This window comes from Acinetobacter sp. Ac8 (genome assembly GCF_055392545.1).
Genome location: NZ_AP043689.1, coordinates 2,714,098 through 2,738,383, shown reverse-complemented (window position 1 = coordinate 2,738,383; position 24,286 = coordinate 2,714,098). Strand labels below are relative to the sequence as shown.

At 37.4% G+C, this 24,286-nt stretch carries 26 protein-coding genes, 1 rRNA gene and 1 pseudogene; 18 read left to right on the top strand and 10 right to left on the bottom strand.

Features of this window, described 5'->3' with window-relative positions; genetic code table 11:
• The first annotated feature begins 89 nt into the window (after nucleotides 1–89).
• The 4 genes from rrf to ACZ5QH_RS12975 all read left to right on the top strand — a co-directional run bounded on the left by rrf (nucleotide 90) and on the right by ACZ5QH_RS12975 (nucleotide 3,502).
• A 5S ribosomal RNA gene (rrf, locus tag ACZ5QH_RS12990) occupies nucleotides 90–204 on the top strand.
• A 380-nt stretch (nucleotides 205–584) separates the two neighbouring features.
• Nucleotides 585–977, top strand: coding sequence for a putative signal transducing protein (locus ACZ5QH_RS12985; protein WP_303576803.1), 393 nt, complete (start codon nucleotides 585–587; stop codon nucleotides 975–977).
• Nucleotides 978–1,443: 466 nt separating this feature from the next.
• The gene (locus ACZ5QH_RS12980; protein ID WP_303576804.1) at nucleotides 1,444–2,643 is read left to right on the top strand and encodes a hypothetical protein; all 1,200 of its coding nucleotides are present in this window, start codon (nucleotides 1,444–1,446) and stop codon (nucleotides 2,641–2,643) included.
• Nucleotides 2,644–2,938: 295 nt separating this feature from the next.
• Complete coding sequence (locus ACZ5QH_RS12975; protein ID WP_303576805.1) at nucleotides 2,939–3,502, top strand: DUF4256 domain-containing protein; 564 nt, start codon at nucleotides 2,939–2,941, stop codon at nucleotides 3,500–3,502.
• Nucleotides 3,503–3,843: 341 nt separating this feature from the next.
• Here ACZ5QH_RS12975 and ACZ5QH_RS12970 read toward each other — a convergent pair whose 3' ends face one another.
• The 5 genes from ACZ5QH_RS12970 to ACZ5QH_RS12950 all read right to left on the bottom strand — a co-directional run bounded on the left by ACZ5QH_RS12970 (nucleotide 3,844) and on the right by ACZ5QH_RS12950 (nucleotide 7,938).
• Entirely contained in the window at nucleotides 3,844–4,950 is a 1,107-nt protein-coding gene (locus ACZ5QH_RS12970; RefSeq protein WP_004822251.1) for a porin, read from the bottom strand.
• A 221-nt stretch (nucleotides 4,951–5,171) separates the two neighbouring features.
• Nucleotides 5,172–5,588: an HIT family protein gene (locus ACZ5QH_RS12965; protein ID WP_004719575.1), complete on the bottom strand. Its 417-nt coding sequence runs from the start codon at nucleotides 5,586–5,588 to the stop codon at nucleotides 5,172–5,174.
• Between the two features lie 28 nt (nucleotides 5,589–5,616).
• On the bottom strand, nucleotides 5,617–5,883 hold the full coding sequence (locus tag ACZ5QH_RS12960; protein WP_004719576.1) for a YARHG domain-containing protein: 267 nt from the start codon (nucleotides 5,881–5,883) through the stop codon (nucleotides 5,617–5,619).
• 81 nt (nucleotides 5,884–5,964) lie between these two features.
• Nucleotides 5,965–6,837 carry an NAD(P)-dependent oxidoreductase gene (locus ACZ5QH_RS12955; RefSeq protein WP_303576806.1) on the bottom strand — a complete coding sequence of 291 codons (873 nt, stop codon included), beginning with the start codon at nucleotides 6,835–6,837 and terminating at the stop codon, nucleotides 5,965–5,967.
• A 9-nt stretch (nucleotides 6,838–6,846) separates the two neighbouring features.
• Nucleotides 6,847–7,938 carry an alpha/beta fold hydrolase gene (locus ACZ5QH_RS12950; protein WP_303576807.1) on the bottom strand — a complete coding sequence of 364 codons (1,092 nt, stop codon included), beginning with the start codon at nucleotides 7,936–7,938 and terminating at the stop codon, nucleotides 6,847–6,849.
• 141 nt (nucleotides 7,939–8,079) lie between these two features.
• On the opposite strand from ACZ5QH_RS12950, the gene ACZ5QH_RS12945 reads away from it, so the two are divergent.
• The 9 genes from ACZ5QH_RS12945 (at nucleotide 8,080) to trpB (ending at nucleotide 16,049) form a co-directional block, all read left to right on the top strand.
• Nucleotides 8,080–9,267, top strand: coding sequence for an O-succinylhomoserine sulfhydrylase (locus tag ACZ5QH_RS12945; RefSeq protein ID WP_004822243.1), 1,188 nt, complete (start codon nucleotides 8,080–8,082; stop codon nucleotides 9,265–9,267).
• Nucleotides 9,268–9,379: 112 nt separating this feature from the next.
• Nucleotides 9,380–9,709, top strand: a complete 330-nt coding sequence (locus tag ACZ5QH_RS12940; RefSeq protein ID WP_004719585.1) for a YbaB/EbfC family nucleoid-associated protein — start codon at nucleotides 9,380–9,382, stop codon at nucleotides 9,707–9,709.
• Between the two features lie 10 nt (nucleotides 9,710–9,719).
• On the top strand, nucleotides 9,720–10,316 hold the full coding sequence (gene recR / locus ACZ5QH_RS12935; RefSeq protein ID WP_004719588.1) for a recombination mediator RecR: 597 nt from the start codon (nucleotides 9,720–9,722) through the stop codon (nucleotides 10,314–10,316).
• A 347-nt stretch (nucleotides 10,317–10,663) separates the two neighbouring features.
• On the top strand, nucleotides 10,664–11,806 hold the full coding sequence (locus ACZ5QH_RS12930) for a ribonuclease D (RefSeq protein WP_016539239.1): 1,143 nt from the start codon (nucleotides 10,664–10,666) through the stop codon (nucleotides 11,804–11,806).
• Nucleotides 11,807–11,990: 184 nt separating this feature from the next.
• Nucleotides 11,991–12,296, top strand: a complete 306-nt coding sequence (locus tag ACZ5QH_RS12925) for a YcgL domain-containing protein (protein WP_004822235.1) — start codon at nucleotides 11,991–11,993, stop codon at nucleotides 12,294–12,296.
• Nucleotides 12,289–12,702, top strand: coding sequence for a hypothetical protein (locus tag ACZ5QH_RS12920; RefSeq protein ID WP_016539240.1), 414 nt, complete (start codon nucleotides 12,289–12,291; stop codon nucleotides 12,700–12,702). Before ACZ5QH_RS12925 ends, ACZ5QH_RS12920 begins: the two co-directional genes overlap by 8 nt.
• Before the next feature lie 20 nt (nucleotides 12,703–12,722).
• A complete protein-coding gene (locus ACZ5QH_RS12915) occupies nucleotides 12,723–13,574 on the top strand; it encodes an AAA family ATPase (RefSeq protein WP_303576808.1) in 852 nt (283 codons plus the stop codon).
• Between the two features lie 15 nt (nucleotides 13,575–13,589).
• A complete protein-coding gene (locus ACZ5QH_RS12910; RefSeq protein ID WP_004822231.1) occupies nucleotides 13,590–14,777 on the top strand; it encodes a vWA domain-containing protein in 1,188 nt (395 codons plus the stop codon).
• Between the two features lie 63 nt (nucleotides 14,778–14,840).
• Nucleotides 14,841–16,049: a tryptophan synthase subunit beta gene (gene trpB / locus ACZ5QH_RS12905; RefSeq protein ID WP_303576809.1), complete on the top strand. Its 1,209-nt coding sequence runs from the start codon at nucleotides 14,841–14,843 to the stop codon at nucleotides 16,047–16,049.
• A 258-nt stretch (nucleotides 16,050–16,307) separates the two neighbouring features.
• Here the strand turns inward: trpB and ACZ5QH_RS12900 are convergent, their stop codons facing one another.
• The 3 genes from ACZ5QH_RS12900 to ACZ5QH_RS12890 form a co-directional block, all read right to left on the bottom strand.
• A complete protein-coding gene (locus tag ACZ5QH_RS12900; protein WP_004822228.1) occupies nucleotides 16,308–16,739 on the bottom strand; it encodes a CBS domain-containing protein in 432 nt (143 codons plus the stop codon).
• 146 nt (nucleotides 16,740–16,885) lie between these two features.
• Nucleotides 16,886–17,263, bottom strand: a complete 378-nt coding sequence (locus ACZ5QH_RS12895; protein ID WP_004719606.1) for a DUF2750 domain-containing protein — start codon at nucleotides 17,261–17,263, stop codon at nucleotides 16,886–16,888.
• A gap of 179 nt (nucleotides 17,264–17,442) precedes the next feature.
• Nucleotides 17,443–17,676 (bottom strand): hypothetical protein, encoded by a 234-nt coding sequence (locus ACZ5QH_RS12890; protein ID WP_004719607.1) that lies wholly within the window; start codon nucleotides 17,674–17,676, stop codon nucleotides 17,443–17,445.
• Nucleotides 17,677–17,898: 222 nt separating this feature from the next.
• Here ACZ5QH_RS12890 and ACZ5QH_RS12885 point away from each other — a divergent pair, with 222 nt between their 5' ends.
• Entirely contained in the window at nucleotides 17,899–18,258 is a 360-nt protein-coding gene (locus ACZ5QH_RS12885; protein WP_004822225.1) for a hypothetical protein, read from the top strand.
• Between the two features lie 245 nt (nucleotides 18,259–18,503).
• Nucleotides 18,504–18,830 carry a hypothetical protein gene (locus tag ACZ5QH_RS12880; protein ID WP_004822224.1) on the top strand — a complete coding sequence of 109 codons (327 nt, stop codon included), beginning with the start codon at nucleotides 18,504–18,506 and terminating at the stop codon, nucleotides 18,828–18,830.
• Nucleotides 18,831–18,840: 10 nt separating this feature from the next.
• On the opposite strand, the gene ACZ5QH_RS12875 is transcribed toward ACZ5QH_RS12880, so the two are convergent.
• Together ACZ5QH_RS12875 and ACZ5QH_RS12870 are read right to left on the bottom strand one after the other, a co-directional pair.
• On the bottom strand, nucleotides 18,841–20,451 hold the full coding sequence (locus tag ACZ5QH_RS12875; RefSeq protein ID WP_303576810.1) for a M16 family metallopeptidase: 1,611 nt from the start codon (nucleotides 20,449–20,451) through the stop codon (nucleotides 18,841–18,843).
• A gap of 13 nt (nucleotides 20,452–20,464) precedes the next feature.
• The gene (locus tag ACZ5QH_RS12870; protein WP_303576811.1) at nucleotides 20,465–21,859 is read right to left on the bottom strand and encodes a M16 family metallopeptidase; all 1,395 of its coding nucleotides are present in this window, start codon (nucleotides 21,857–21,859) and stop codon (nucleotides 20,465–20,467) included.
• 176 nt (nucleotides 21,860–22,035) lie between these two features.
• On the opposite strand from ACZ5QH_RS12870, the gene ftsY reads away from it, so the two are divergent.
• The 3 genes and pseudogenes from ftsY (at nucleotide 22,036) to nadS (ending at nucleotide 24,107) form a co-directional block, all read left to right on the top strand.
• On the top strand, nucleotides 22,036–23,142 hold the full coding sequence (gene ftsY, locus ACZ5QH_RS12865; protein WP_004719613.1) for a signal recognition particle-docking protein FtsY: 1,107 nt from the start codon (nucleotides 22,036–22,038) through the stop codon (nucleotides 23,140–23,142).
• Nucleotides 23,143–23,521: 379 nt separating this feature from the next.
• Nucleotides 23,522–23,842: pseudogene (locus ACZ5QH_RS12860) on the top strand (type II toxin-antitoxin system RelE/ParE family toxin).
• Entirely contained in the window at nucleotides 23,835–24,107 is a 273-nt protein-coding gene (gene nadS / locus ACZ5QH_RS12855) for a NadS family protein (protein WP_096734348.1), read from the top strand. Before ACZ5QH_RS12860 ends, nadS begins: the two are co-directional and overlap by 8 nt.
• The last annotated feature ends 179 nt before the right edge of the window (nucleotides 24,108–24,286 follow it).

Below are 24,286 nucleotides of genomic sequence, written 5' to 3'. Positions count from 1 at the left end.
AGGGTAAGCAAAGCAACGCTTTGCCCGAGCGCAAGATTTGGTACGAAGTAAGGCATTTAAATAAGACCCGAACAAGTCCATAACAGTTTGCTGGCGACAATAGCAAGAGTGAACCACCTGATCCCTTCCCGAACTCAGAAGTGAAACCTCTTAGCGCTGATGGTAGTGTGGGGTTACCCATGTGAGAGTAAGTCATCGCCAGCTTTTAAATCTAAAACACCCCGATCTCTAGCGAGAGCGGGGTGTTTTTTTATGCGCGGAGAAAAATAATAAATAGTAAGAAAAAGATGTAAATTTTGCTGTTTTACTTCCTCATCAAAATATAGCAAAGTAGGATAGAGTTAAGACTAACTATAGTTATTGGTTGCTTAGGCAGAATAGAAAGAAGAATGACATTTAACGGAAATAGATAAAACGCACTGCTTTAAAACCTAACTATACTTCAACGTATTTCCTTATTCTTATGAAATTTTCTTTCCTTCGTCATAACTTGAAAAATGGAAGCATCAATTGAATAAATTTATGCAATATACAGTTAAATGAATTGAGCTTAAAATCCATTTTTATTTCTGTTAGGTGTTCTTATGCAATGGGTGGTCGCTGAAACATATTCATTTCCTTACGAGGCTCAGATTGCCAAAACGCAATTAGAAGCAGCAGAAATTCCAGCACGTATTGAAAATGAACATACTATTAATATGGATTGGCTTTACTCTAATGCTTTGGGTGGTGTGCGACTGTTAGTTCCTGAAAGCTATGCAGAGGAGGCTAAAGCATTACTTGCCCAAGATTTTAGCCAAGAATTAGAACAACAGTTTGGAGCAAGTGAAAGTTGCCCTCATTGTGGTAGTCGTGATATACAGCCATATACCGAAGGAAAACGTCCCGCTTATTTGGTTTTTCTATTGCTTGGTTTTCCGCTCTTTTTTTATAAAAATGGAACGAAGTGTAGACAGTGCCAACATTTTTTGAGTTAGTGCTCTATTGGAAAATCGGCAAGATATTTTAAATAAGCAAACTTTAGATCAAATAAATTACTTACTAGAAAATATCGTAAAATTTGATCAATAAAAGCAAAACATCATTCAAAAGGATTTTGAAGTTGAAGGGATAGTCAAAGACTATATGGATTTTCATATTAAAGAATTAGGTTATGATTGCTTAGAAAAAATTGGGATTTCTAATCCATCCACTGATTGTGGTCAAAATAGATCATCAAGGTCATTTAGATCATTTAGATCATTTAGATCATTTAAGTATCTAAGTTGGGAAAGTTGAAATATAGAGCTAAATCTAACATGTTCATATTTTGCTAAAATGAAACAAAAACTAAGCTTTAAGCTTGATATATTCTGTGTTGAGTTTATATGCTTATTTGTACAAGTATAAGTAATTAATATTTGCTGAAAGCTGAATCGTACAATTTACAAATAATGGATGGACATGGATAGAAATACTCCCATTTATGTTTCTTTAACAGGTACAAATAGCCATCAGATAAAAATTCCTGCTGGGCAAGGAAGCTTCTCAATTGGTCGAATCGGCATGGACAAGAAAAAGTTTGATGTTCTTGTTGAAGAAAATGCTGTAATCAATTGGGATGCTTTTAATACTTTTTATACGCCAAATGGTCAACAAAATGTGCATTTGCATCCTTATGGAGATTGGCCAAGATTTTTTTATTATTGGGGAAATGATCAGGGGTTTATTGAATGGTCGAAGAAAAGAGTGATAGAAGATTTTTCTTGGCGACCTACGCAAGCGATTTGTCTAGATTTAAGTCATGCTCAAATTCATAACTTTTCAATCAAAGCAGATCAATATCCAATCACATTAGTTTTAAATCATGCTGATGATGAAAATAAGAAGGGGTTATATTCGCTTCATTTGGCTGGTCATATTGAGCAATTTGAAATTATTACCACAGCAGCATATCCCCATTTGAGAATAGAACCAACGACAAACAAAGATCCAATGGTATCGGCATACCATCTTCCTGTTATGAAAAATTTAACGGCAATAACTTCGTTAGATTTAACTGTTAAACCTTTAGGTCAAGCTTTTGATTGTGAAAGCTTATTACAGTTTCCTAATTTAAAAAATCTAAACTTAACTGGGAATATAACCAATACAGCAAGTTTAAAGCAACTTCAGCAACTTGAATGTATTGGAATACGCTATGCTGTAAATTTGGAAGGCTTTCCAGCTTTAAAGACTTGGGAAAACTTAAGGTCCTTCATTGGATGGAATATTGATGAAAAAACAGGGAAAAGGTTAAATGCTGAATTAAAGCATTTAGTTAAAGAAAAACAATTGGATTATTCGTCGGTGTCTAAACTGAGGAGTTCAATATGGTTTACCATTGAATATGGAATTCCATTTGAAAACTGGGAAAGCAATAATGCAAAAATTGCGATCAAAGCATATAAATCTGCTTTAAAAGAAATCTCCAAGGCGAAGACAAAGCAAGATGTGAAAGGGGCAATTATTGAACTTGTTGAGATAATTAATACATTGCCCAATATTGAAACTGTTGAAAGGGAAGATACTGGTCTTGCTGTACTGCAACTGGTTGAAGCTTCAACATTCGATATAGATCAACAAACAATGAATACTTGGTTTGATGAAATACGAGATTTTTAAAATATTTTGTTGTTAAGTAAAAAACGGCAAGATTTCTTACCATTTTTTAAAATTAAGATTAGAAGCTATATCCCGTAACTCACGATCGCCACGACTATTTTTCTGTCGTTGCAAAAATATATTCAGCTTTTAGTTGGATCGGTGTGGAAGAAGTTACGTATGCAGAGAACTCCATTGAATTATCAGTGCTACACTGTTTAATCAATCCACTTCAGTATGCCTAAAAAGCAGATTTGGTTGCACTTAGTGGATAATGCTATGCTAGTCGAGGCTTAAAATTAGGCAGTAAAATAAAATGATAAAACAGCAAGAAAAACTCAGTCCATTGCAAGTTGAAAACCTATTTAAAACCTTAGCACAGCGTTTTCAGCAGCATACAGAACGACATGCACAAATGAGCTGGGATTTTGTCCAAAGACAACTTTTGCTTTGTCCTGAAAAGTTATGGGCTTTACAACAAATGGAAATGACTGGCGGTGAGCCTGATGTGGTTGTTTTACCGAACTCAGAAGGTGTGTATTTTTTTGATTGTGCAGTTGAGTCGCCAAAAGGACGGCGTAGTCTGTGTTATGACCGAGAGGCATTACTCAGTCGCAAGGATCATCCTCCTGAAGATACGGTGATCGACTGGGTAAATAAGCATGCCTTAGCACTAATGACTGAACAACAGTATTATGCTCTACAGCAAATATTCAATTTTGACTTAAAAACATCCAGCTGGGTCGAAACTCCAACGATATTACGTCAGCAAGGCGGGGCGATCTTTTGTGATCAGCGTTATGGGCGTACATTTACCTATCATAATGGTGCTGCCTCATATTATGCGAGCCGTGGGTTTCGAACCTATATCAAACTTTAACTGTTAAAAATTGACAGCGTGAAATCCTAAGATTCTGTCGAGCTTGTTTGTATTTTTGGTGTTTATATATAACTGCTGTTATATCCTACATATTGATATTTAAATTAATGATTTTCAGTTTTGGTTTGGGGAGCTGTATGCCTATCCAAGCACGACATTCATGTTGCTAAACGAAAGATCTGTCATAGATGATGAAATGATATGTACGCTATTTATAAAAGCGCTAAATTTATATGATGGTTACTCAGCTAATGAATATGTATTTTATAAAATGAGCTTTTGAATTATTGAGTCGAAAAAAAACGGCAAGATCACTTGCCGTTTTTTATTAAAGGTTCGGATTAGAAGTTATATTCCATACCTAAGCCAATAACAGTTTTCTTTTTCTCTGGTGTAGATGTAGTTGACCAATCACGCTTTTGTTGACCAACAACACCGTAGAAGCGAGCTTGCTTGTTGATGTTGTAATCAGCGCCAATCCCGTAAAGGTCTTGTTTACGATCATCACGGCCATCTAGTTCTGTCGTTGCAGAAATATATTCAGCTTTTAGCTTAATCGGTGTAGAAGGAATTGCATATGCAGCAGTGATGCCATAAGCATTTTCTTTCAAGCCTTTGAATGATGTTACTGTAGTACCAGAAGTGGTTGCAACAGTATCATCAGACGGTTTAGCAGTTTGCCATAATGCACCAAATACTAAGCCATCAAGACCCGCAGGTTTCAAGTCTACAGAACCTGTAACACGGATTGCGTCAGAGTAGATTGTGTTGCTACCTAATTCAGAGTTATATGCATTATATTTAGATGCAACACCGAAGTTACCTGCAACAGCAGCAGCAAAACCGTAGTCTTTGTTGTCATAAGTAAGTGATGTAGAGATACCATCACCGAAACTATCACGGCTACCTTTTTGACCTTTAGCATCATTTTTTAAAGCAGATGATTCTTCACCTTGCTGGAACATGATGTTGAAAGCTAAACCAGCCAATAATTTTTTATCAGTTTCAAAACCGATCACGTTTTTTAAACGATCTTCACCAACTAAAATCGCAGTCATATCGAGTTCGTTGTGATCGTTGAAGATATCTTGGTTGTTACCAGCAGCATTTTTGAAATATGAATCAAACTGACCAACTTTTAACGTTGCGATACCGTCTGATTTAATCCCCACGAAACGGTTACGGTTAGTGAAAGCATCGCCATCACCATCAGCACTGATTTGCCATTCTGCCAAGTAAACAGCAGACAATTTATCTGTTAATTTCTCTTCGCCTTTAACACCAATACGAGAAGCGTTAGAGTTTACTTTAGTTACGCTTTCGTCTTTAAAGCCATTCTTATCAATTTGATCTAAAGTTACGTTGAATTTACCATACAATGTTGGCGCTGCTTGAGCTGCGCTTATGCTAAGGGTGGCGATTGCTGCAGCGAGTAGCACTTTTTTCATTGAGATTTCTCCAAAACATGTTCAATGGGTTTGCAGTTACTTTTTTTATTCAGTAAGTGTGGGTTTGTGCACTACTTACTAACTTGCATGCAGTATCTGTAAACTTTGTTACATATCAGTGAAGAAAAAATGACAATTTAATGACGCGAATTTAACATTTGTGTAATTTGAATAAAAAAATGAGGCTTGATTAGCCCCATTGATTCTAAAAAGGTTTTTAATTAAGCCAGTGCAGCCTTAATTTTTTCAGCAAACCCTTTAATTTTTTCCTGATCACCCATTTGAATAGCATGACGACCTAATTCATGCACCGAGCTCGGAATCAAATGAAAGTGTACATGAGGTACAGTTTGTCCAGCAGCAGCTCCAGAAAGTTGCATCAATACAATACCTTGAGCATCCAAAGCTGTTTCAATTGCTTGCGCTATTTTTTGCACAATCTTGATTGTATAAGCTGCAATTTCAGGATCTAAGTCGAGCAATGTCACAGCTGGAGTCTTCGGAATAATCAGGGTATGCCCATCGGCTTGCGGCATGATATCCATAAATGCAAGCACATGATCATCTTCATAAACTTTAATTGCAGGAAGTTCACCACGTAAAATTCGTGCAAATATATTCTGATCATCATAAGCCATGTTTATTTCCTTGAAGGTGTGAATGTGATTATTTACAGTTCAATTCTTTCTGACGTTCCTTGATAGAGTCAAGTTTTTGCTGCTCTTTTTCAGAAAATTTAGGCTTACTTGTATAACAATTGTCATTATTATATTTTGCTTTTGCTTCAGGATCTTTAAAACAGAACCCTTTTGATGCATAAATGACATTGTAATCATCTTGCAATTTTTTACATTCTTGGGTGTTATCAGCAAAAGCGTGACTAGCGACTAAAATAGATAAACTAGAAAGTGTAGCAATTACATATTTATTCATGATACGACCTCGAAATTGACATATTTACATGTCACTTAATGTGATTATAAGGTTTAGTTGTGATTATTCAATGACGAAAAATTAATCTAATGTAATTTTGCTCCATGATTCATACATTTTTACCGCGGTAGAAAAATCGCTATCAGGCTCTGAAAGACTATTGGCTGCGGTAATTAAGCTTTGTGTTAAACCAAGAATAGGTGCTGATAATCTTGCATCACGAACTAAATCAATGGCAATACCTGTATCTTTTGCCAATAAGGGTAAAGCAAAGGTCAGTGGAAAGCTACGATTGAGGATACGTTGCGGTAGTGCAGTTTCAGTCACACCACTTTTACCACTGGATGCATTGATACAATCAAGCGCTTCATTTAAATCTACCCCATGTGCTTTCAGGGTGGTAAATCCTTCAGCGGCAGCACATAAATGAACCGCCATCATCATATTATTTACAGCTTTTACAGCAAAGCCTGCACCAGAGTCACCAACACGTTTAATTAATTTACCCATCGCTTGCATTGCAGGTAGGGCAATTTGAAACGCTTCTGCCGCACCGCCGACCATAAAGGTCAGTGTTGCATTTTCAGCGCCAATGGTTTGACCACTTACAGGTGCATCCAAGAAGTGAATATTATTTTTGAGAAGATACTCAGACTGTTTACGCGCAGCATCAGGTACACCACTGGTACAATCGACCCAAATCGCGCCATTTTTGATCTTTAAATTTTGGATTAAATCATCAATATCTTGACTGGTTGGTAAACATGAAAAAATAATATCAGCTTGCACCGCTTGATCGAGTTCGACAGCTTGAGTACCAAACTCAGTTGCATGTTGCTTGGCCTTTGCAATATTTCGATTCCACACATATACGGTATCAAAATGTTTGGGTAAATGTGCTGCCATACGATAGCCCATTGCGCCTAAACCAATAAATGCAACTGTAGTCTTCATATCTATCTCTTAAATTTTTGTCGATCTTTGTTCTAACCATCTGGACAGTGTAGGCCAAAATTCATCTGCACTTTTTTGACTAGACATTAGCCCTAAATGTCCCCCAGGAATAAGAGTAAACGTGACATCACTACTCTTTGTCAATTCGCTTAAAGGCTTAACTGCATCTGCGGTGACCATTTGATCATTTTTTCCAGCCCCAATCATCAATGAACAGTCGATATTGCGAAGTTCAATTTTGTGGTTACTGAGCTGAATTGCCCCATTTTTCAGTGGATTTTGCAGCCAAACATTAAATAACATGTCTTGATTGACACCACCGGGGTAATCCACCATGTGGTTTAAAAAATTTCCAAGGGTAGCGTGTTCATGTAAGAGCTCTTTGTCGTCTAAATTTAGCAACAATTGTTTATGCCCCTCATACCAACCCTTTGGATCTAAAATCTTAAAACCAATGGCATTGAGTAAGCCCGGGGTATGGATCAGTTTTTTCGGTAAACCACCTTTATATAAAGTATCTTTGAGTTTTTGATTCTTTATAATCAGATTATTTATTTTTTGATAAAGTTTACCGATACCACCCGATGCATAACTGTCAATTGGGCTGGCCAGTATAATTAAGTTTTTAACATAATTGGGTTGACGTAATGCCGTGTAAAGTAATACAAAAATGCCGGCCATGCTCCAGCCATGCAATGAGATTTGCTCACTTTGAGCATGTTCTCGAATTTTATTAATGCATAACGGCATAGCTTCATCAATAAAATATAAAAAGTTTAAGTTGCGATCTTGATAACTGAGTTTTCCCCAATCCAATAAATACACATCATAGCCTTGTTCAGTAAAATATTTGATAAGTGAACGATAAGGGTAGAGGTCGTAAATTGCCATATTGATTGACAATGGCGCTGTAAAAACCAAAGGTTCCTTAAATTTTTTTTCAGCAGCTGCGTAGTAACGCACTTTGGTTCGATGATGCTCCGCAATAATTTCATAAGGGGTACTTTGAGATAAAACCAATGACTTACCATTGAAGATACGAGTAGTTAGATTCTTCAATTTGGATTTGCGCTGTTGGAACTTAGCTGATACTTGTGTCATAAGCGGTGATTGTCTCATTTTTATGCAGATTTAAGCGAAGTGTATGTGATAATTTACGATTTTACCTTGACCTTAAATACATAGGGCGCTCAAAATGTTGGCAATATTTTACAAAGGCAGTTTTTGGACTGAGTAGTTGAAATGAGCCAGCACGACGACATTGAATACCAACTTGATACTTTAGCGATTCGTACAGGTCATACACGCAGTTTTGAAGGTGAACATAGTGAGCCAATTTTCCTCACTTCGTCATTTGTGTATGAAAATGCAGCGGAAGCAGCAGCAAAATTCTCTGGTGCTGAACCAGGTAATATTTATTCACGTTTTACCAATCCAACTGTAGCAATGTTTGAAACGCGTTTAGCTGCACTAGAAGGTGGTGAGCGCGCTGTGGCAACAAGTTCAGGTATGGCTGCAATTATGGCCGTTGCAATGTCGTTCTTAAAAGCAGGCGATCATGTGATTTGTTCACGTGCTGTTTTTGGTTCTACAGTTTCATTATTTGAAAAATATGTTGCTAAATTTAATGTCGCAGTGACTTTTGTTGATTTAACTGATTTAACCGCTTGGCAAGACGCGGTCCGTCCTGAAACTCGATTACTATTTGTTGAGTCACCATCAAATCCCTTGGCTGAAGTCGCAGATATTCAAGCATTATCAGATTTAGCACATGCAAATGATGCTTTATTGGCGATTGATAATAGTTTTTGCACACCAATTTTGCAGCGTCCATTACAATTTGGTGCAGATTTAGTGATTTACTCTGCCACCAAATATCTAGATGGACAAGGTCGTGCACTGGGTGGTGCTGTGGTCGGTAGTCACAAATTACTTGAAGAAGTATTTGGTTATGTTCGTACCACTGGCCCATCGATGAGCCCATTCAATGCATGGGTCTTTTTGAAAGGTTTAGAAACCTTAAGACTGCGTATGAAAGCGCATTCTGAAAGTGCACAAAAAATTGCCGAGTGGCTGGTTGCTCATCCAAAAGTGGAAAAGGTTTATTTTGCTGGCTTAGCAGATCATGTTGGGCATGAGTTAGCAGCCAAACAACAAACTGGTTTTGGTGGAATCGTTTCTTTTGAAGTAAAAGGTGAACGAGAAGGTGCTTGGAAAGTTATTGACCATACACAATTTATCTCGATTACAGGTAATCTAGGTGATGCTAAGTCAACAATTACCCATCCAGCAACAACGACTCATGGTAAGCTTTCTCCTGAAGCAAAAGCAGCAGCGGGTATTCGTGAAGGTTTAATCCGTTTGTCTGTTGGCTTAGAAGATGTCGATGATATTATCCGTGACCTTTCTCATGGATTAGATTTAATTTAAGATAAGCAAAATTTGCAAAACAGTTTCTTTCATTTTCTTCTAGGCTTTTAAAAAACTAGTCATGAAAGTGCAAGACAGAGATTTAATTTAGGACTTTTGTTCGGAGTATTTTATGAACATTAATATGCTTATGCAGCAAGCGCAACGTATGCAGAAAGATATGGAAAGCAACGTTAAAAAGGCAAAAGAACAACTTGCCCAAACTGAAGTGAATGCTGAAGCTGGTGGCGGTTTGGTAAAAGTAACAATGACTTGCCGTAATGTTGTTAAGCGTATCGAAATCAGTCCAGATTTGTTACAAGACGATCCAGATATGATTGAAGACTTGATTGCAGCAGCAATGAATGACGCGGCTCGCCAAGCTGAAGTCATTACAGAAGCGAAGATGAAAGAAGCCAATTCAGGTATGGGTTTACCACCAGGTCTTTCAGGTTTGTTCTAAGGAATCATAGGTGTTTAGCGACCGTTTTGATCAACTCGTACAAGCTTTACGAATCTTACCCAGTGTTGGGCCGAAATCGGCTCAACGTATGGCACTCCATCTGATCATGAAAAATAAAGAAGGTGCTATTGGTTTGGCGCATGCGCTAAATGAAGCAACTTCCTATATTCATGAGTGTAGTGTTTGTCATTCTTTAACTGAAAATGAAGTCTGTGATATTTGTTGCTCAAATGATCGGGATGATCAGCTGCTTTGTGTGGTTGAGTCTCCTGCAGATGTAATGGCAATAGAACAGTCTGGTAGCTTTAGAGGCAAATATCATGTATTGGGTGGGCATTTGTCGCCTTTAGATGGTATTGGTCCTGAAGAAATAGGTATTCCATATTTAGTGCAGCGTTTAACCGATGGTAAAATTACTGAAGTAATTTTAGCCACCAATGCGACAGTAGAAGGGCAAGCGACTGCGCATTATCTTGTAGAGGCGACAAAACATTTGTCTTTGCAAATGACACGAATCGCACAAGGTGTTCCACAAGGTGGTGAATTGGAATATGTGGATAGTCATACATTGAGTCAGGCTGTTCATAATCGCATGAGAATGAAATAGCGATCTTAGACTTGGTACCATTTAGAGTTTGTTGAGCTTGGGTGTTTAGCGTAAATGCGATAACGATTAAAAGATCAACAAACTCTGTCTCATTTAAAAATTATTTACATTCAATCTAAATTTTTTAGGTAAACTCAAACTAAAGCAATGATTAGCCATGTTATTTATTACTTTAAAATATACTTTTATTAAGTTGTAAAACCTATATATAAAATAAATATTCACAAGAAACTTTATTGAAAAATAAGGTGTTTACGGAGAATTAGTTTAAAAATATTATATTTAAATTTTATATATTAAGGTAAAATCATATTTCATTTGAATGTAACATTTTGACTTAAACTGACATGTTTCAATTTATTAATCAACAGACCGATCTCGAACATGTGTTGAACTTGATGCAACATACCTCGACTTATGGTCTAGACACTGAATTTATTAAAGTCGACACACTTTGGCCAAAACTCGGTGTATTCCAAATTAATGTCAATGGTCAAGTATTTTTGCTCGACGGCACAACCTTAAATTTAGATCGCTTTTGGTTTCAACTTTTTCAAGCACAGCAAAATATTTTTCATGCTTGTGGAGAAGATATTGATCTCATTTATCATTATGCAGATCAGAAAAATCTGAAAAATGTCTTCGATACCCAAGTGGGGTTGTCTTTTTTAGGACATGGTCTACAAGTCAGTTATCAAAATGCATTGAAATTGGTGTTAGAGATTGATATTGATAAAGATCAAACACGTTCAGATTGGCTGGCTCGACCGTTAACAGATGAACAAATGAATTATGCCGCTAATGATGTTTTATACATTATGCGTCTGGCTGAAAAAGTAAAAGCTGAATTGGTCGAGAAAAGCTTATACTCACATGTGCTTGAAGATTGTCAAAATTTAACCTTTGAAATCGCTTCAGAAACACCAAAAGAAAAATTATATTGTGATATTGGTAATTATCGTCATTCCAGAAAACAATTGATGCAATTGCAACAATTAAGTGTTTGGCGTGAAGAAATGGTCAAAGCACTCAATCAACCACGTAGCTTTATTCTAAAAAATGCCACGATGATTGATTTGGTTGAAGTCAATCCTAAAAATAATTTTCAATTGTCCTCTGTGAAGGGAATACGTCCAAATATTGTGCGTGAACATGGAAAAACAATTTTAGATTTATTGAAGTTTCTGCCTGAAACCGATGAATGGCCACTGCGTATTGCACGACCAATCAAGCATTCTTCTCAGGGAATCACCCTTGAAGTGGATGAGTTAATTTCTCAGGTTTCATTTGAAATGCAAGTACCTAAAGAAGTACTTATGCGTAAAAAATGGTTAAATGCCTTGTATCATCATGTGGTATTTCATGGCAATGAACAGGATTTACCCGGTTATTTGTTGGGGTGGCGCTATGAATTACTTACCCAGCCACTTATCCATCTGTTACAAGAAGATATTAAGTTTTTAAGTATGCAGATGAAGGTCAATGAATAGCGGCTGTTGCTGTTGTTGTTTAGATGAATAATCATCAATAGCCAAGAAAGCTTACTGCGTTATTGTTGATCAAAGATTTAGCAATTGGACATAAATAACGACTGATGCGTTAACTTTCGATAATGTATCCGTCGTTTTTTTCATGTATGCTGTCAACTAAGTTTTACTGAAGCTGTTGTTTAAAATGCATTGTGATATTTATAAATCGAGCAAAAAAGATGAAATGTATCTTTATGTGGCTCGCCCAAATCATCCAAATACAGACGAAAGTGCAGATCCCTTAGCGGCTCTTTCTGAGCCACTACGTGTTGCCTTCGGTCGTGCAACGCATGTAATGCATCTTGAACTGAGCGAAGCTCGACCTTTGGCACGTGTAAATGTGTTACATGTAATCGATTCACTCAATACAAAAGGCTTCTTTATTCAAATGCCGCCAGAAGGTTTAATTAACCCAAATGCGGTTGAACCAGAGGGATTACGTGGTGCTTGATCAGTTATCAGGAATATGGGCAAATTTTTTAGATCTATTTGATGCTATCCCAGAAGATAATATCGCAATAACCGTCTATATTCTTGGGACGCTGTTGATTTTATGGTGCTGGTATTCCATTTCAAAACGATTGCCATCGCCACTTGGCGGTATTACATGGATCATTGTATTTGCCGTTCTTGCAACCCCGACCATTTCTGAAGGACCAAACTCAGCGATTGCGCCAGCAATATTTGGACTGTTATTTGGTATTCTGACCAAGGATTCACCATTGATTTGGTCAAATCTTGCCTTAATTACATTTGTCATGGGTATTGGTTTAGTCATTGGATTTTTTTGGTCTAAATACAAAACCACGAAAAATACCCAAGCAAGCGCTGTAGCAAAAAATATTTCACCACTTTAAATAAAAAATAAAGGTAAGTTATGTCTGTCGATTCTCAACAATTCACAGGTACTGAACAGTATATCGCAACGGATAGTTTAAAACTGGCTGTAAAAGCAGCTCGAGCATTGCAAAAGCCATTATTGGTGAAAGGCGAACCTGGGACAGGTAAAACCTTATTGGCTGAACAAGTTGCTGAGAGTCTAGGTCTTAAATTAATTACTTGGCACATTAAATCTACAACCAAAGCACAGCAAGGTTTGTATGAATATGATGCAGTTTCTCGTTTACGTGATAGCCAGTTGGGTGATGACCGTGTTTACGATATTAAAAACTACATCAAACCAGGTAAGTTGTGGGATGCATTTACCAGCGAAGAACGCTGTGTATTGTTGATTGATGAAATAGACAAAGCAGATATTGAATTTCCAAATGACTTGCTACATGAATTAGACAAAATGTCATTTTTTGTCTATGAAACAGGCAAAACCATTACTGCAACCCAACGTCCAATCGTAATCATTACTTCAAATAATGAAAAAGAACTGCCAGACGCATTTTTACGTCGTTGTTTTTTCCATTATATTGAATTTCCTGATGAAGCAACGATGCGTGAAATTATCGCAGTTCATTTTCCAAATATCTCTGGAACATTGGTTTCAGAAGCATTACAAGTCTTCTTTAAATTACGCCAAGTGCCTGGCTTAAAAAAACCACCTTCAACATCTGAATTGATTGACTGGTTAAGCTTGTTAATGGCAGATGATATGCCAGAAGACATTTTGCGTAATCATGATAAATCAAAAGCGATTCCACCTTTATATGGTGCATTGATTAAAAATGAGCAAGATGTACAGTTGCTTGAACGCTTAGCCTTTATGTCACGTCGTTAATGAGGAGATCGCAACATGTTTGTGCGATTATTTTATACCCTCAGAAAATATGGTGTTCCAGTTTCAACACGAGAACTCATTGATCTCAACCAAGCAATTAGTGAAGGCTTGGTTTTTGCCGATCAAGATGATTTTTATCAACTAGTAAAGACAGTCATGGTCAAAGATGAACGCTTCTTTGACAAATTTGACCGTGCCATGAAAGATTATTTTGAAGGTATTCATACTTTTGATATCGATGATCTGCTCAGCAAAGTTCAAAAACTTCCCAAAGACTGGTTTGATTTAGAGTTACTTGAAAAACATCTCACACCTGAACAACGTGCTGAATTGCTGAAAGCAGGTTCGCTTGAAGAACTGATGAAGATGTTGGAAGAGCGCTTGCGTGAACAACACAAAAAACATCAAGGCGGCAACCGAATGGTCGGTACAGGTGGAACTTCACCGTTTGGTGCTTTTGGTGACCATCCTGAAGGCGTGAGAATTGGCGGCCCGAGTCGTAAAAATTCAGCAGTAAAAGTTTGGGAACAGCGTAAGTATCAAAATTTGGATGATGAACAAATTTTAGGTACTCGACAAATGCAAATGGCTTTACGTCGTTTACGTAAGTTTGCTCGTCAAGGCGCTGCAGAAGAATTAGACATCAACAGTACCATTTATGAAACTGCCAAACAGGGCATTTTAGATGTACAAATGGTGCCTGAACGGCGTAACCGTATTAAAGTCTTGATGTTGTTTGATGTGGGTGGATCGATGGATTCGCACATTGCACAATGTGAAAAATTGTTTAGTGCGGCAAAAACTGAATTTAAAACCTTAGAGTATTTCTATTTCCATAACTGTCTATATGACTATGTATGGAAAGATAATCATCGTCGTTCGTCTACCCGCATGAATACATGGGATTTATTTAATACCTACGGTAAAGACTATCGTGTAATTGTGGTAGGTGATGCAAGTATGGCACCATATGAGCTGAAATCGGTCGGTGGTTCTGTCGAATATATGAATGATGAAGCTGGGGATGTATGGTTACGTCGCTTACGCAATCATTTTGAAAAAACAGCATGGTTAAATCCAGAAGAGCAAGGTTATTGGCATTACACGCAAACTATCGCATTAATTAAACAATTATTTGACGATCATATGTTTCCAATGACCCTGAAAGGCATTGAGGATATGACGAAATATTTATCACGATAGATTATTCTAAAGCAAAGTTGTTATTCATAAATTCAACGGCTGATTTATTAAATAGGGAAAGAAATGGATCATCAAATAAATGGTATTGCATTACCAAATGAACACGGCTTTTTTGGTGAATATGGTGGTCAATTTATTCCACCTCATTTAAAAGAAGCAATGGATGAAATCAATGTTGCATATGAAGAAATTCGTAAAACGCCTGAATTTCAAAATGAATTGGCTGATTTATTTGCCAACTATGTAGGTCGTCCTAGCCCTTTATTTCATGCAAGACGTCTTTCTGATCAATTGGGTGGTGCACAAATCTATTTAAAGCGTGAAGACTTAAATCATACAGGCGCACATAAAATTAACCATTGTTTGGGCGAAGCTTTGCTTGCCAAATATATGGGTAAAACCAAAGTAATTGCAGAAACAGGTGCTGGTCAACATGGCGTTGCACTTGCAACCGCATGTGCTTTGGTTGGTATTCCATGTGAAATTCATATGGGGCAGGTGGATATTGAAAAAGAGCATCCCAATGTCGTGAAAATGAAGATTTTGGGTGCAAAACTGGTTTCAGTCACTCAAGGTACTGCAACACTGAAAGATGCTGTAGATAGCGCATTTAAAGAGTATTTAAAAGACCCTAAAAACTTTATTTATGCGATTGGTTCTGTGGTTGGGCCGCATCCTTTCCCAAAAATGGTACGTGATTTCCAATCTATTATCGGCAATGAAATTAAAGTTCAAACCCAAGATCGCTTTGGCGCACAACCAGATTATGTGGTTGCTTGTGTTGGCGGTGGCTCAAATGCAATTGGCGCATTCACGGCATTTTTAAATGATGCAGAGGTTAAACTGGTTGGTGTGGAACCTGCAGGTCATGGTCTGGATACTCAACAGCATTCAGCAACATTGACTTTAGGAAAGCCAAGTCAGATTCATGGTATGGCTTGTTATGTACTAGAGGATGAACAGGGTGCACCATTGCCTGTGCACTCGATTGCATCTGGTTTGGATTATCCAGGTGTAGGCCCTCAACATAGCTTCTTAAAAGATTTAGGTCGTGTGGAATATTCTACAGCAACAGATCAAGAGTGTTTAGATGCGTTTATGACCCTTTCACGCGTAGAAGGGATTGTTCCTGCATTGGAAAGTTCTCATGCTGTGGCGTGGGCAATTCGTGAAGCGCCTAAATTAGCGAAAGAAATCAAAATTGTTGTAAACCTTTCTGGGCGTGGTGATAAAGATGCCGACTATGTTGCTGAAAAGTTAAATCTAAACTGATAAAAAATTGATTTGATTTAAAAACCTAGCTTTGGCTAGGTTTTTTTATTTTATGGTTAAATTTGAAATTCAGTCTTAGCTTTCGTTTAATGAACTCGATTGTTTATCCCCGTGATAAATGAAGACATGCAACTCAAAGCAGGTGATTATTTCTATTGTCTTGAAATTTAAAATGGTTTTACATGCAAGCTGAGCTGCCAATTTTCTATACGCAATAAAAAACCCTCCACATGGAGGGTTATATTTTTATAATGTCACTTAACCTGAAATATATTGTCTTAACTGTTCAATCAATTTTCGTTGATCTTCCATGGTGGCTTTGACTAAATCACCAATAGAAACAAATCCAACCAGCGTTTCACCTTCAATCACAGGTAAATGGCGTAAGTGTCCGTCAGTCATTAAATTTAAACATTCTTCAACCGTATGGCCACGTGTCACAGAAATCACTCTAGACGTCATAATTTCAGCGACCGTTGTATGGTCAGAGGTACGCTGCATAAGGGCAATTTTACGCGTATAGTCGCGTTCTGAGAGGATTCCGACGACCTTTGTATCTTGAGTGACAACCACAGCACCAATACCTTTGTTTGCCATAAGTGTAATGGCTTCTAATACTGTGGCAGAGGGTGAAATCGTATAAATTTCACGACCAATCTTATCTTGGATTACTTGTGCTACTGTCGTCATAATTATTCTTCCTTTTCTAGGGTGCTTACCAATCTGCACACCTTTAACTTAACTGTATTTTTTAACTTTGCAAATACTTTGCAGTCATAAAATATAAAGTTTATTTTTTACAGCAATTTTAAACCGCTAAAAATATATCTTCGCCTTTAAGCCGGTTGAAATTGAACATGACTATGAAAAAAGAAATGTTCCATTTGAGAGGTTGAGAGTTTAAATTTTCGAGATGAGGAATTAAACAATGCAGGCATGATATTGAGCCGTGTCAACGTAGGTAACAGCGATTCTCTAAAATCTTTAGGTGTTATTCTGCGAGGGGTGTAGTGAGGCCAATGAATCTTTGCATACTGATGGGCTTGAACAGCGTTTAGCCAAAAAGGAAAATAAACTTCATTTGAACCAGACTTCATTGCCCAGCCATCATGGTAAAGTCCCCAAAGTACACCACAATACATGAGTGATTTTAAAATAGAAATTTTAATAAACAATTCATTCGAAATGGGCTGAAGATGAATATACTTTTTCATAATTAACAATCTTATTTAGTACATTGCCTATTGTAGTTGAAATTCTTATAAGAACTGTTGGTGCTTTATGCTCAATCGTAAGCATTTATTAAAACAATAAAAAATGTATTGAAAGCGTAATGATTTATTAAAAAATAAAAAGATAGGGGTTAAAAAAACGCCACCTAGGTGACGTTTTATTATGCTTGCATGGTTGCCATCTTTTGCCAATATTGGGCTTTTAGAGAATCACGTTCAACGCGGAAACCTTGGTAGTAAAGTTCTGCAAGAAACATTGCTGCTTTACCATGACCAGCTTTCGCCGCATCTTCTAATGCTTTTACCGCTTCTACAAAGTTCATTTCACACTGGATTGTATTTACAGCATCTGCATAAACATGTTCTAAGTCTTGGTGAGAGATTTGATGAATCATATATAACTCCTTATTGTAATTATGATCTTTTAACATAGCTCCCCAACGGAGCTTATACTTAACTAATCTAACTTAACTTTATTAAACTAATATTACAATTAGCCTTGTTTGTCAAGCGATTTGAAATCTATGCTTGACGAAGATAAGATTACATGATTAAACATTAATCAGAAATAATATTTATTAAAATCAATATGAGAATTAAGACAAAGGGAGAGCAAAATGACAAACACTATAGATGGCTTTATTTTTGATGTACCCGCTGCTGAGTCTCAGATCGTAGAATTAGCTCAGTATCACCGTAAACAACTGGATGAGGCAATTTATCATCAAGAAATCCATCTTGGGGATTATTGTTTAGCCCAGCGTAAACGCGTGTACGATTATACCCGAAACTTAAATCCAGTGCAAAAAGCAGGCTTTTATCGAATCTATGATGGTGAATTAAGGCGTCTTGCTGATGATGATGATTTGCATCCTGCACATGCAGAGGGGGGAGTGAGTATCTTTGCTGTCAGTATTGCTTTGGCAATAATCGCGATTATTTTATATTTCGCATTCTTACGTGCAACGATCCTTTAATTGGCACGATATAGAAATGATTCACGCGTTATTTAACTTGGCTCAAGCCCTTTTCTTGAATAAGAGAAGAGGGCTTTAAATTTCATATCGACAGGCGATGATATCTGTGGGGAGAATATTTAAGCACTGTCGTTCTCGCAATTTTGATCTTAAAGATCATCTTACAACCGATCTTCAGCTGTCTTGAAGAAAGCCCTATATTTTTATGGTCAGGATGATAAACTATCTGTAATTAGAGGTAGTTCATGCAAAAATTCAAAGATTATTTTCAAAAATTATTCTATTCATTTCCTGTGGAAAAAATCTTGAATTCTTTTGTTGTTGTGATCATCGCACTGATGATTTTTCTTGCAACATTGGCTTTAACACGGCCAATTAATCCAGATCAATACAAATATGTGATGCAATATTCACAACAAGCCGCCAATCCTAAGACGCAAAAAATTGCCAATCAATTGCGCCGCCAAGATCGTATTTATGTGGTTGAATATTTACGCCTACTACGTGCCTATCATTTTGAAAATCAACAAGTAAAACGATATCCTGCGGTGGATAGTAAAGATCCACAATAACTGATAATACTCATTTGGTTGATTCCGCTTGCGGACGAATTGTTTTTTGAATGATCAATGTCGGGACATCTGGCATGGCTTGCGTATCCACTTGCTTGTTTTGATTTGTACTGGATTGATCTGGGTTGGCTAAATCAGCACTTAACATGTCTTTTAATTCATTCTGATCCAGTGTTGGTGCAACAACAACCAAGGTGAGACGATCCGCACGAATATGTTTTTGAATGGCTTTTTGGACTTGCTTGGTGGTGACTTGGCTCAATTGCTTTTGATATTGGGTCAAATAATCCGCAGGAAGTTGATAAAAACCAATCGATGCGATTTGGGCATTGATATTGGCATTGGAACTAAAGGTCATTGGAAATGAACGTAACATACCTTCTTTGGTTTCTTCGAGCTGTTTTCTTTGGATTGGATTTTTTACAAAATCACGTAAGGCTTGATGTGCAACTTTGATACTGTCCATCAATTGATTTTGTTCAGTGGAATAACTCAAACTAAAAAAACCCTGAGCCAATGTGGAGGTCAAATTACTATATGCTCCATAGGTATAACCCCGTTTAACCCGAAGTTCTTTCATTAAAATGGAATTAAATCCGCTTCCGCCAAACATTTGATTGGCAACTTCTAATGCAACACGATCAGGATCGCTGCGCTGAATAGCCAAGTGTCCCATCATCACATTTGCTTGTGTTGAGTTGAATGGAATGTAATGGATATTAAAATCACTTTGATCTTGTGGTTCAGGAAGTGCTTGTGCAGCTTCACCTTGGGTTAGATTTTGACTGATTAAATTGGCCAGTTGGGTTGCATCGGCTGCAGTTAAATTACCAGTAATCGCAATATTCATGTTTTGGGCAACAAGTAGTTTCTGTCGATAAGCCCTAAGTAGTTCTGGGGTAATTTTTTTAAGGCTCCCATTGGTCCCTACAGTGGGTTCGGCATAAGGATGTTGTCCATATAACGCACGATAAAAGCGAATATTCATAATCCGACTTGGATTTTCTTGGATTTGCTTTTGCCCAACCTTGGTATTATTTAGCACAAGATTTAAACCCGATGGATTAAATTGTGCATGATTCAGCACATGCAACATGGTATTGATGGCAGGGTTTAATTTTTCAGGATCTGACAAGACCCGAAGTCGAACCACAAACATATCACGGTACGCGGTAACGCTAAATTGAGCGCCTAATCCTTCAAATGTAGACGCGATTTCTTTTGCTGTATATTGATCTGTACCTTCAGTAATCAGTTTGGCTGCCATATTTGCCATACCATACAAACCTTTTCCTAGTACTTCATCCTGTGAGGAACCTGCATTAAAGGTGAGTTGAATATCCACAATAGGTAGGTCAGTGGCTGAAACAAACAGTGTTCTGACTTTTTGGTTGTTGGAGAGGTCTTGAACAAAGGGCGCTTGGTACTGTTGATGTTTATCTAAATTTTTTAAGCTCTGTAAGGTCGAATTTGCTTTAAGTGCTGAATCATCTATAACCGCATCTGTTTCATCATGATTGTCTAATTCAACCTCCGCATGGTTAAGGGGGGAGTAGAGTAAGCTGATGCACATAAACAGCGGTATTTTTATCGAATAGGTCGAGAATGGATTAAAATTCATGAGAGATCCTTTTTTATTCTTTTGTACTTTCAGGCATTAAATACAAACTACTCAGATTGGCTTTGACAAAATAAATATTGGCAATTCGTTGTAAATCTTGTGGTGTCACTTTGTCATAATGTTTGGGTAACTCATCCATTAAACGAAAACTTAGGCCGTTTACTTCCAAATTCCCAATCATATTGGCTTGCCCACCAATATCATCCTGACTATAGATTAAATTTGAAACGAAGTTGTTTTTGACACGATCGAGTTCTGCTTGATTGACCAATTCTGTTTTAAATAAATTCATCTCTTTTTCAATCGCTTTTTGTGCCTCATCCAGAGAAACATCATCACTTGGGATCGCGGAGATCATAAATAAACTGTCGCCGCGATTATAGGGGTCATAGCTGACACTGATTGCGGTCAGCACTTTTTTATCTCGAATCAGACGGTCTTGTAAGCGTGCGGAGATTCCACCATCCAGTAAGGACTGGATAATGGTTAGTGCGTAAGCATCTTGTGGGTTTTTTGCTGTGGCAATGGATTTGACATTCCAAGCCATAAACAAGTTGGGGACTTGTACTGGCAACTGCACTTCCATGTGCCGATACCCTATTCGATCAAACTCTAAAACATCATTACGGTCAGGAAGTTCCTTTTTGGGAATTGCTGCAAAATATTTTTCAACCTGTTTAAGTGCCTGTTCTGCATTGACATCTCCCACAATGACCAAGGTCGCATTATTGGGGGTGTACCAAGTTTGATACCAATGTTTAAGATCATCCAGACGAATATTCTGTAGGTTTTTCATAAAGCCAATCACTGGTTGACGATGGTGACTGGTTGGATAGGCGATCCATTTAAAACGTTCGTAGGCTAGATTTCGTGGATTATCATCAGTCCGTTGTCGTCTTTCCTCCATCACCACTTTGATTTCAGGATCAAAGTCTTGTTGTTTGAGGACCAGATTTGTCATACGGTCTGCTTCAAGTTCCAAAGCCAATGGAAAATATTTCTTGGGGTAAAGCTGATAATAGTTGGTGTAATTTGTATATGTGGCGGCGTTGGTGCGGCCACCATAAATTCGACTCAAGCGTGCAAACTCATCATCAGGAACTTTTTTGGTTCCTTTAAACATCATATGTTCAAGCACATGTGAAATACCAAGTACATTACCAGACTCATCACTACTTCCCACGCCGTACCAGATTTGGGTCATAACAATTGGTGAACGATGATCTTCACGGATAATCACTTTTAAACCATTTTTCAGTGTGGTTTCAAAGGTGGTCCTAGAAAGTTGGCTTTGAGGCGCTGCCTGAAGTTGCGTATTTACCGTGTTAAAAGATAAAAATAAAAGTGGCGCAAGGATAACTTTGGATTGTCTAAGAAGATTTAAGAATTTAGATTTCAGAATATACACAGATAACCCAAAAATTTATTTTAAATTTAGAACTATTCTTAAAAAATTAATGATTTAAAGCAAGGCTGGAATGTTGCATTTTGGTTTGCTTGTTTTATCGCTGCTTTAACGCTAAAAATGATGCAATCTATGCTAAACTCATTCTTTTTTAACGCTATGCTTTTCAAGGAATCGGCATGCAAGAACAGCAAAATAAATTCTTGATTGATGCGGATATCGGGGATGACGATGTCACATTACCTAGTTTACCAGCCGTCAATGTGCCTATTATTGAAAATAATGTAGAAACACCTAAAACGGAACCTGTTCAAACTGAGAGCCAAGATGCACAGATTGAATCGGCAGACGAAAAGTCTAAAGGTGGCTTTTTTAGCCGCATGAAAGAAGGTTTGACCAAATCACGTAAAAGCCTTGCCGATGGTATGGTCAATATTCTGATTGGTGGTAAAGAAATTGATGATGAGTTGCTCGAAGAAGTAGAAGAGCAACTTTTGGTTGCTGATATCGGGGTAGAGGCGACTAAAACCATTATTGCGAATTTGACTGAGCGTACAGAACGTGGTGATTTGATTTACTCACATTCATTGTATAAAGCGCTACAAGAAGAGCTGGTTGCTTTACTTGCACCTCGGGTAAAACCATTGCATATCGATCCCAATAAAAATCCATTTGTGATTTTGGTGGTGGGTGTAAATGGTGTGGGTAAAACCACCACGATTGGTAAATTAGCCAAACGTTTACAAGGTGAAGGCAAGAAAGTCATGCTTGCGGCAGGAGATACCTTCCGTGCAGCGGCAACTGAGCAACTTCAAATCTGGGGTGAACGTAACAATATTGCTGTCGTGGCTCAAGGCCATGGTGCAGATAGTGCTTCAGTCATTTTTGATGCTTTTGAAAGTGCACGTGCCAAAGGTGTGGACGTTTTAATTGCTGATACAGCAGGGCGTTTGCATAATAAAAGTAACTTGATGTCTGAGTTGACTAAAGTAAAACGTGTGATGCAAAAAATTGATGCAACTGCGCCACATGAAGTGATGTTGGTGGTGGATGCAGGTACTGGTCAAAACGCGATTAACCAAGTTGAAATGTTTGACGAAGCTGTAGGCTTAACAGGTTTAACCATTACCAAATTAGATGGAACAGCAAAGGGTGGTGTGTTGTTTAATATTGCCAGTCGTACTCATGTACCAATTCGATATATTGGTGTGGGTGAGAAGATTGATGATTTACGTCCATTCTCTGCAAAATCATTTGTTGCTGCACTGTTTGAAACAGATAAGTAATTTAGATAACTATTTATCTTAAATGAGACTCCGCTTTATGCGGAGTTTTTTATTTTATTCGTTTCATAAAAGATCTTGCATAAATCAAAAAATGATCATGTTGAGTGAATCAGATTGGTATTGAAAGTCCCTTCTTCCTTTGGAAGAAGGCTAGGATGAGGGGAGATTTTATGTTGAGCTATGGCTTTAAAAAGGACTTATGAAAGAAGTCTATACTTTACGATGTGTACGTCTCATGCTCAATTTTAGCCAACAACGCCAGTCATTTATGAAATGCCAACAGCCCCTAAATTTGCGTTTTATATTCCACTCAATTTATAACTTTTGATTATTCTTTTTTATGGTAGTATTGTATATATGCCATTGACGTATATCGTGTATGTTATTCATTGAAACTAGTATTTTTACTAAACAAATCAAAGAGCTTGTGACTGATGATGAATATCGTCAGCTTCAACAAAATCTATTGGTACAACCTGATAAAGGTGATATTGTTAAAAATGGCGGTGGTATCCGTAAAGTACGCTGTGCTTAAGGTGATAAAGGAAAAAGTGGTGGAATCCGCGTGATCTATTATTGGGTTTCAGAGGATGATCATATTTTCTTTTTAGTCGCATACCCTAAGTCTGTAAAAGATAATTTAACGGATAAAGAAACAGCAATTCTGCGCCAATTAGTGAAGGAGCAACTTCATGGATAACAATTTATTTGATGACCTTGTTTCTTCGATTAAAGAAGCAGGAGAGATTAAACGTCAAGAGATTCAAGCAAGTCGAGTCACTGAACTTGAATTACCTGATATTAAAGCAGTACGTGAGAAAACAGGTTTAAGCCAAAATGAATTTGCTGCACGCTTGCATATTAGTCCTCGCACGCTTCAAAACTGGGAGCAAGGTAGACGTTATCCGACTGGTCCAGCTGCGACTTTAATCCGTATTCTAGATACGCATCCAAGCCTAATTTAAAATTATAGACAATAAAAAGTCCGATATCCTGTCGGACTTTTTCGTCTGAGTTCGATATAAAATTATTGATGAAATATGATACTCGGATATGTTGGTGGTATGTTATTGAAAGAAGACATCATAAGAATGTCATCAAATTGTACTTTAATGCGATGTCTAGAATCATCTGCCCAGATTTG

Coding starts and splice junctions, on each gene's coding strand:
- ACZ5QH_RS12945 (WP_004822243.1), top strand. CDS start 8,080: ATGAGCCAGCACGACGACATTGAATACCAACTTGATACTTTAGCGATT.
- nadS (WP_096734348.1), top strand. CDS start 23,835: ATGGATAACAATTTATTTGATGACCTTGTTTCTTCGATTAAAGAAGCA.
- ACZ5QH_RS12970 (WP_004822251.1), bottom strand. CDS start 4,950: ATGAAAAAAGTGCTACTCGCTGCAGCAATCGCCACCCTTAGCATAAGC.
- ACZ5QH_RS12940 (WP_004719585.1), top strand. CDS start 9,380: ATGAACATTAATATGCTTATGCAGCAAGCGCAACGTATGCAGAAAGAT.
- ACZ5QH_RS12925 (WP_004822235.1), top strand. CDS start 11,991: ATGCATTGTGATATTTATAAATCGAGCAAAAAAGATGAAATGTATCTT.
- ACZ5QH_RS12930 (WP_016539239.1), top strand. CDS start 10,664: ATGTTTCAATTTATTAATCAACAGACCGATCTCGAACATGTGTTGAAC.
- ACZ5QH_RS12880 (WP_004822224.1), top strand. CDS start 18,504: ATGCAAAAATTCAAAGATTATTTTCAAAAATTATTCTATTCATTTCCT.
- ACZ5QH_RS12980 (WP_303576804.1), top strand. CDS start 1,444: ATGGATAGAAATACTCCCATTTATGTTTCTTTAACAGGTACAAATAGC.
- ACZ5QH_RS12910 (WP_004822231.1), top strand. CDS start 13,590: ATGTTTGTGCGATTATTTTATACCCTCAGAAAATATGGTGTTCCAGTT.
- ACZ5QH_RS12960 (WP_004719576.1), bottom strand. CDS start 5,883: ATGAATAAATATGTAATTGCTACACTTTCTAGTTTATCTATTTTAGTC.
- ftsY (WP_004719613.1), top strand. CDS start 22,036: ATGCAAGAACAGCAAAATAAATTCTTGATTGATGCGGATATCGGGGAT.
- ACZ5QH_RS12950 (WP_303576807.1), bottom strand. CDS start 7,938: ATGACACAAGTATCAGCTAAGTTCCAACAGCGCAAATCCAAATTGAAG.
- ACZ5QH_RS12955 (WP_303576806.1), bottom strand. CDS start 6,837: ATGAAGACTACAGTTGCATTTATTGGTTTAGGCGCAATGGGCTATCGT.
- ACZ5QH_RS12915 (WP_303576808.1), top strand. CDS start 12,723: ATGTCTGTCGATTCTCAACAATTCACAGGTACTGAACAGTATATCGCA.
- ACZ5QH_RS12985 (WP_303576803.1), top strand. CDS start 585: ATGCAATGGGTGGTCGCTGAAACATATTCATTTCCTTACGAGGCTCAG.
- ACZ5QH_RS12965 (WP_004719575.1), bottom strand. CDS start 5,588: ATGGCTTATGATGATCAGAATATATTTGCACGAATTTTACGTGGTGAA.
- trpB (WP_303576809.1), top strand. CDS start 14,841: ATGGATCATCAAATAAATGGTATTGCATTACCAAATGAACACGGCTTT.
- ACZ5QH_RS12895 (WP_004719606.1), bottom strand. CDS start 17,263: ATGAAAAAGTATATTCATCTTCAGCCCATTTCGAATGAATTGTTTATT.
- ACZ5QH_RS12890 (WP_004719607.1), bottom strand. CDS start 17,676: ATGATTCATCAAATCTCTCACCAAGACTTAGAACATGTTTATGCAGAT.
- ACZ5QH_RS12975 (WP_303576805.1), top strand. CDS start 2,939: ATGATAAAACAGCAAGAAAAACTCAGTCCATTGCAAGTTGAAAACCTA.
- ACZ5QH_RS12875 (WP_303576810.1), bottom strand. CDS start 20,451: ATGAATTTTAATCCATTCTCGACCTATTCGATAAAAATACCGCTGTTT.
- ACZ5QH_RS12900 (WP_004822228.1), bottom strand. CDS start 16,739: ATGACGACAGTAGCACAAGTAATCCAAGATAAGATTGGTCGTGAAATT.
- ACZ5QH_RS12885 (WP_004822225.1), top strand. CDS start 17,899: ATGACAAACACTATAGATGGCTTTATTTTTGATGTACCCGCTGCTGAG.